Origin of the sequence: Bradyrhizobium sp. (genome assembly GCF_030693485.1) — a bacterium.
In the GTDB taxonomy this organism is placed as follows: Bacteria; Pseudomonadota; Alphaproteobacteria; order Rhizobiales; family Xanthobacteraceae; genus Bradyrhizobium.
In genome coordinates, this window is the sequence record NZ_JAUYAN010000160.1 from 1 (window position 1) to 7,049 (window position 7,049).

Genomic DNA, 7,049 nt, shown 5'->3' on the forward strand with positions numbered 1-7,049 from the left:
CGGCTGCGCGACCGCGTGCTGAAGCTGCAGAAGCATTTCGGCGACGTCAACGAGGACGTCCGCCAGATCCTGATCTCCGCCGACAAGATCGAAAAGCGCGCCGGCCGGATCGAGGAACTGGATTTCAGCAAGTCCGACGCCCCCGCCGTGACAGCGCCAATCGCCAAACCTGCGGCAGCCGAACTGTTCCCGCTGGCCCGCAAGCTGCAGGCGGGGGAGTAGGAATTCTTTCTTCCTTCTCCTCTTGTGGGAGAAGGAAGACGCAGCCCGAATCTGCTAGCACTGCGGCATGACCAGCGCACCCGATAGCCTGCCCAAGACTTCGATCAAGCCATCGATCGTCCCTACGCCCCGTGCCTCCTGGCGCGAAGCGTGGGCGGTCTATCTGCAGCCGCGCGTGCTGATCGTGCTGCTGCTCGGCTTTTCATCCGGGCTGCCGCTGGCGCTGTCGGGATCGACGCTGCTGGTGTGGATGCGCGAATCCGGCGTCGACCTGCGCACCATCGGGCTGTTCGCGCTGGTCGGCACGCCCTACACGCTGAAATTTCTCTGGGCGCCGCTGGTCGATGCGCTGCATGTGCCGGTCTTCACCCGCGCCTTCGGCCGCCGCCGCGGCTGGCTGGTGTTCGCGCAGATGCTGCTGATCTGCGCAATTCTGCTGCTGGCGCTGACCGACCCGGTGCGCTCGCCGCTGTTCGTGGCGATCGGCGCGCTGCTGGTGGCGACGATGTCCGCAACCCAGGACATCGTGGTCGATGCGTTTCGCGTCGAGAGCCTGCCCGAAAGCGAGCAGGCCGCCGGCATGGCATCCTACGTTGCCGCCTACCGCATCGGCATGCTGGTTTCGACCGCCGGGGTGCTGTTCCTGGTCAGCGCATTCGAGGACACCGGCATCGGGCGTTCGTCGGCGTGGACGTGGGGCTATGTGGCGATGGCGGCGATGGTGCTGATCGGCACCGTCACCGCATTGGCCGCCACCGAGCCCGGGCAATCGGCGCGCGCCGAGGCCGCGACCCGCGGCGAGGCCGCGTTCTCGCGCGTCATGCATGCGGCGATGGGCGCGTTCTCCGAATTTCTGGTGCGCAAGCATGCCTGGGCGGCGCTCGCTTTCGTCGTGCTCTACAAGCTCACCGACGCTTTTTCCGGCGTCATGACCGCGCCGTTCGTGATCGACCTCGGCTTCACCCGCAATGACTACGCCACCATCGTCAAGGGCGTCGGTCTCGCCGCGACCCTGGTCGGCGGTTTTGCCGGCGGCTATATGGCGCGGCGCTATTCACTGGCCGCGAGCCTCTGGATCGGCGGCCTGTTGCAGGCGCTCTCCAACCTGGCGTTCTGCTGGCTCGCCTTTGTCGGCGTCAATCAATGGGCGCTGGCCGTCGCTATCACGGCAGAAAATTTCACCGGCGCGATCGGCACCGTGATCTTCGTCGCCTATCTTTCGGCGCTGTGCCAGAACCCGCTGCACACCGCGACCCAATACGCCCTGCTCACGGCGCTGGCCGCGGTCGGGCGCACCTATCTGTCCGCGGGCTCGGGCTATGTGGCCGAGGCGACGGGCTGGCCGATGTTCTTCGTGATCTCCGTCGTGGTCGCGGTGCCGAGCCTGATCCTGCTGGCATGGCTGCAGCGGCGCGGGCATTTTGACGAGCTGGGGCCGGTCCGGGTTTAGCTAGGGCTGGATCAACGCCATCAACCCGTCGTCCCGGCCCTGCGCCGGGACGACGGGAGAGATGATGCTAATGCGTGGCACCCGGCACCGCCTGCGGCGCGGGCGCTTCGCTTTTCCGGCCCGCCAGCCAGTTCTCGAACCGCTGCACCACGACGAAGAACGTCGGAACGAACAGCACGGCGAGGCAGGTCGAGGCGATCATGCCGGAAAATACCGTGATGCCGATCGATTTGCGGGCGCTGGCGCCGGCGCCGGTCGCCAGCACCAGCGGCACAACGCCGAGGATAAAGGCGAACGAGGTCATCAGGATCGGGCGGAATCGCGCCCGCGCCGCCTCGATGGCGGATTGCATCAGCGGCTTGCGGTCGCGCACGTGCAGTTCCAGCGCCACCTCGACGATCAGGATGGCGTTCTTGGCCGACAGCGCGATCAACAGGATGATGCCGATCTGGGTGTAGAGGTTGTTCTCGATCCGCAATCCTGTCAGCACCGCCATCGGGCCGAGCAGGGACAGCGGCACCGCCAGGATCACCGAGATCGGCGCGTACCAGCTTTCATATTGTCCGGCCAGCACCAGGTACACGAGCAGCAGAGCGAGGCCGAACGCCCAGAAGATCTGGCCGCCGACCACCTTCTCCTGGTACGACATCGCGGTCCACTCATAGCCGGTGCCGGGCGGCAAGGTCCTGGCGGCGATCTCTTCCATCAGCGCCATCGACTGGCCGGAGCTGTAACCGGTGGCCGGCAGGCCGATCACCGTCGCGGACGGATAGAGATTGTACAGGCTGATCAGCGACGGGCCGACCGCCGGCGTGATCTTCGCCACGGTGCCGAGCGGGATCATGTCGCCCTGCGAGTTGCGCACCATCAGCTTTTCGATGTCGCGCGGGGTCAGGCGAAATTGCGAATCCCCCTGGGCGTAGACCTGGAAGGTGCGCCCGAACTTGTTGAACTGGTTGACGAAGCTCGACCCCATGTAGGACGACAGCGTCGAGAAGATCTGGTCGGTGGTGACATGCAGGGTCTGGGTCTTGACCCGGTCCACCTCGACGTCGAACTGCGGCACCATCGAACGGAACGACGAGCTGACGCGCTGCAGCGCGCTCTGAGTCTGCGCATTCGAGACGACGGCGCCGGCGATGGCCTGAAGCTTGCCGTAATCGGCATTGCCGTCGCGCAGCTGCAGTTGCATCGAAAAGCCCGCGGCGTTGCCGATGCCCTGGATCGGCGGCGGCGGAATCACCAGGATCCGCGCCTCCTGGATCGTCGACACCTTCTCGTTCAGCCCGACGAACAGCGACCGCAGGTCCTGCCCCGGACCGCGCGCGCTCCACTCCTTCAGGATCAGATAGGCGACGCCGGCATTGGCGAGGCTGGACGAGTTGTCGAGCGCCGAGATGCCGGCGATGCCGATCACCTGATCGACACCGGGCGTGTTGCCGGCGAGGTCGCTGACCTGCTTCATCACATTCTGGGTGCGGTCGAGCGAGGCGCCATCGGGCAACTGGACCGCGACCAGCAAATAACCTTGATCCTCGATCGGGATGAAGCCGGTCGGCACCCGGGACAGGCCCCAGCCGGCGATGCCGATCAGGATCAGTGCCGCGATCACCGATACTCCGCTGTGGGCGACCAGCCGGCCGATCAGCCTTGCATAGCCACGCTCGACACGGTCGTAGACCGCATTGAAACCGCGATAGAACCAGTTGCGCTGTTCCGGCGGCACCGGCCGGCGCAGCCATAGCGCGCACTGCGTCGGCTTCAGCGTGGCGGCATTGACGGCGCTGAGCAGCGCGGTGGCGGCGATCACCAGCGCGAACTGCGCGTACATCTTGCCGGTAAGGCCCGGCAGGAAGGCCGCCGGCAGGAACACCGAGATCAGCACCAGCGTGATACCGACGATCGGCGCGAACAGCGCATACATCGCGGCGAAGGCGGCGTCATGGCCGGACATGCCCTGCTCGATAATGTGGGCAGCGCCTTCGACCACCACGATGGCGTCGTCCACCACGATGCCGATTGCCAGCACGATCGCAAACAGCGTCGAGATGTTGACGGTGAAGCCGAGCGCGGCCATCGCCGCGAAGGCGCCGATGATGGTCACCGGCACGGTGGTGGCCGGCACCAGCATCGCGCGCCAGTCCTGCAGGAAGATCAGGATGACGACGAGCACCAGCAGGCCGGCCTCGATCAGGGTCTTGTAGACTTCCTTGATCGACTCCGCGACGAACTTGGTGGTGTCGAACGGCGTGTCGTATTTGATGTCCTGCGGGAATGCCTTGGCCAGCACGGCCATCTTCGCCTCGACCGCCTTCTCGACCTCGAGCGCGTTGGCGCCGGGCGACTGGAACACGCCTATGCCGACCGAAGGCTTGTTGTTGAGCGAGAACACCTGGCTGTAGGTCTGCGCCCCCAGTTCGACCCGGCCGACATCGCGCACGCGGGTGACGTCGCCGGCGTTGCCGGTCTTGACGATCACGTTCTCGAATTCGCTGGTATCGTCGAGCCGGCCGCTGACATTGAGGGTGTACTGGAACGCCTGTCCTGACGGCACCGGCGGCGCCCCGACCTGGCCCGCGGTGACCTGCTGGCTCTGCTGCTGGATCGCCTGGATGACGTCCTGCGGCATCAGCCCGCGCACCTGCAGCTTGTTGGGGTCGAGCCAGACCCGCATCGAATACTGACCGGCGCCGAACACCGTGACATTGCCGACCCCTGGCAGCCGCGACAATTCGTCCCTGATGTTGATGGTGGCGTAGTTGGAGAGGAACAGGCTGTCATAGGTCGCATTCGGCGAACTCAGCGTCACGAACAAAAGGATCGCCGTCGATCGCTTCTGTACCGTGACGCCCTGGTTCTGCACCGATTGCGGCAGTTGCGACAGCGCACTCGATACCCGATTCTGCACCAGCACCTGCGCGAAATTGAGATCGGTGCCGATCTTGAACGTCACGGTGAGCGAATAGGTGCCGTCGGCGCCGCTGTAGGACTGCATATAGAGCATGTCCTCGACACCATTGACCTGCTGTTCGATCGGCAGCGCCACGGTATCGATCACGGTCCGGGCGCTGGCGCCGGGATAGCGGGTGGTGACCTGCACCGTCGGCGGCACCACGTCGGGATACTGCGCGACCGGGAGGGTGAACAGCGCCACGCCGCCGATCAGGATCATCAGGATCGCGATGACGTTGGAAAGAACCGGCCGCTCGATGAAGAATTTCGAGATCATGGACCGGTCCTATTTGGCCGATGCCGGCGGCGTCTGGCTGTTCTGCTGCTGCGGATCGACCTTCTGGCCGGGGATCGCGCGCAGCAAGCCGGCGGTCACCACGCGGTCGTCGGGCTTCAGGCCGCTTTCGATCACGCGCAGATTGCCCTCCAGCGGCCCACTCATCACCTTGCGCTGCTCGACAATATTGTCGCTGTTCACCACCAGCACGTAGCGGCCGGCCTGATCGCTGCCCAGGGCGGCGTCGGGCACCAGCAGTGCGGCTTTCTGCTCCTCGAAGGGAACGCGGACGCGAACGAAATAGCCGGGCAGCAGGACACGGTCGGCATTGGGCAGCACGCCGCGTACCGCGAGCGTGCCGGTCGACTGGTTGACCATCGGCGAAACGTAATCGAGCTTGCCCTTGTGCGGATAGCCCTCCTCCGTCTGCAAGCCGATCTCGACCGGCAACTGCCTGATCTCGTTCACCGTTACGCCGCGCCGGCGTGCTTCATCGCGAATCCACAGCACGTCCCGTTCGTTGACGTTGAAGTTCACGTAGAGTGGATCGAGCGACACGATGGTGGCCAACTGCGTCGGCGACGACACGCCGACCAGTTCTCCCACCGAAACCAGATGCGAGGTGACGATGCCGTCGAACGGCGCCGTGACGTTGGTGTAGCCGTAATTGACTTGCGCGATCTTGGTGTTGACCTGGGCCTGCTGCAGATTGGCCTGGGCGTTGTCGCGTGCGGACGTCGAATTGTCCATCGTCGCCTGCGAGACCACCTGCCTCTGCACCAGATCGGACTGGCGCTTGAAGTCGGCCTCGGTCTGCTTCACCGACGCCTGCGCGCCGGCCTCGGCGGCCTGGGCCTGCTCCAGCTTCAACTTGTAGGTTTCCGGCTCGATCGTGAACAGTGTGGTCCCCGCTTTCACTTCGGCGCCGTCCTTGTAGTTGATCGACTGCAGAAAACCCTGCACACGCGCCACGAGATCAACGTTCTTGATCGGCGCGGTGGTGCCGGTGGCTTCGAGATAACGCGTGATGGCGCGCTGGGTCGGCAATTCGACCTCCACCTTCGGCGGCGGCGGCGGCACAAAGGCATTTTGTTCGCAGCCGCTTAGAACGACGAATGCCGATACAACGAAAGCAATCCGGGAGATCCCGGGGATCCCTCGTCGCCTGTTGCCTTCCGAACCGGTGCATGCTGGCGAACGCGTCCGCATTATTTCGTGCCCCAATTGTGATTTTCGTTCTGGAAATCTCTGGTTCGAAGGAAAACGTTTCGTCCTTCATGAATACCAACAATCCTCTTGCGGTGGAACCCGAAACCGAGAATGAGACCCGCGAACAATTGAGAAGATCGATCGGTCATTTTTTTGGAGTTTCACGTCGCGATACCTCCTCATTTCCTTGGACCAGAGCGAGAGCTGGCGCGGTGACGTTCGGGAATTTTATAAAATGATCAACACGTTAAGACACGGCGCGTTACTCGTAACCGCCATAATCATGGCGGCGACACCGGACCATCCGCAAACTCCGATCGATGCCCAGCGCAACGCCATCCGGTCGCAATTGCCGCGCCGACTATCAGGCCTATTGCGCCAGCGTCCCGACGGGCGGTGAGCGTCGCTGCAATGCCTGCAGAAGAACAAGGCGAAGGTATCGGCGCCCTGCGCGCAGGCCATCAACGCGACCGGTGGCGGTACCGCAGCGCCGGCCGCCGCGGCCGCCGGCGCTGCGAACGCGAGTCCGGGAGCGGGCCCTGCTGCTGCGCCTGCACCCGCATTACTCACGCTGTGCGGCGGCGTGGCGCCGGGCGGCGGCCGCATCATGCAATGTCTGGCGACCCGGGCAGGCTCGGTTGCGCCCGCACGCAAGGAAGTTCTGGCCCAGCGAACTGGACCCGAACGATGCTGGCAGCGACTGCCCGCCCGGGCAGCGGCTTCCCATTTCGGTTCGGACGGTCCCTTGCGACAGCCGATAAATGATCTACACTCGCGATTAACAGTATACTGCCAATTGGAGGGATCGAGCTTGCGTATCGCCGTGGTCGGCGGAGGCCCCGGAGGCCTCTACTTCGCCTATCTCTGGAAGAAGCGCCACCCTGAGGCGCGGATCGATCTGTTCGAACAGAATCCGGCCGGCGCCACCTGGGGCTTCGG

4 protein-coding genes and 2 pseudogenes are annotated in these 7,049 nt (G+C 64.5%); 4 read left to right on the plus strand and 2 right to left on the minus strand.

Going from position 1 to position 7,049, the window contains the following annotated elements; genetic code table 11:
• Together Q8N40_RS11785 and Q8N40_RS11790 are read left to right on the plus strand one after the other, a co-directional pair.
• A pseudogene (locus Q8N40_RS11785) lies at nucleotides 1-222 on the plus strand (DNA recombination protein RmuC); the annotation flags it as partial.
• A 67-nt stretch (nucleotides 223-289) separates the two neighbouring features.
• A complete protein-coding gene (locus tag Q8N40_RS11790; RefSeq protein WP_305321492.1) occupies nucleotides 290-1,672 on the plus strand; it encodes an AmpG family muropeptide MFS transporter in 1,383 nt (460 codons plus the stop codon).
• A gap of 67 nt (nucleotides 1,673-1,739) precedes the next feature.
• On the opposite strand, the gene Q8N40_RS11795 is transcribed toward Q8N40_RS11790, so the two are convergent.
• Together Q8N40_RS11795 and Q8N40_RS11800 are read right to left on the minus strand one after the other, a co-directional pair.
• Nucleotides 1,740-4,901, minus strand: a complete 3,162-nt coding sequence (locus Q8N40_RS11795; protein ID WP_305711940.1) for an efflux RND transporter permease subunit — start codon at nucleotides 4,899-4,901, stop codon at nucleotides 1,740-1,742.
• Nucleotides 4,902-4,910: 9 nt separating this feature from the next.
• The gene (locus tag Q8N40_RS11800) at nucleotides 4,911-6,110 is read right to left on the minus strand and encodes an efflux RND transporter periplasmic adaptor subunit (RefSeq protein ID WP_305318086.1); all 1,200 of its coding nucleotides are present in this window, start codon (nucleotides 6,108-6,110) and stop codon (nucleotides 4,911-4,913) included.
• A gap of 350 nt (nucleotides 6,111-6,460) precedes the next feature.
• On the opposite strand from Q8N40_RS11800, the pseudogene Q8N40_RS11805 reads away from it, so the two are divergent.
• Both Q8N40_RS11805 and Q8N40_RS11810 read left to right on the plus strand, forming a co-directional pair.
• Nucleotides 6,461-6,777: pseudogene (locus tag Q8N40_RS11805) on the plus strand (hypothetical protein); the annotation flags it as partial.
• A 144-nt stretch (nucleotides 6,778-6,921) separates the two neighbouring features.
• Nucleotides 6,922-7,049 (plus strand): NAD(P)-binding protein (locus Q8N40_RS11810; RefSeq protein ID WP_305711941.1); only part of this gene is annotated, 128 nt, incomplete at its 3' end.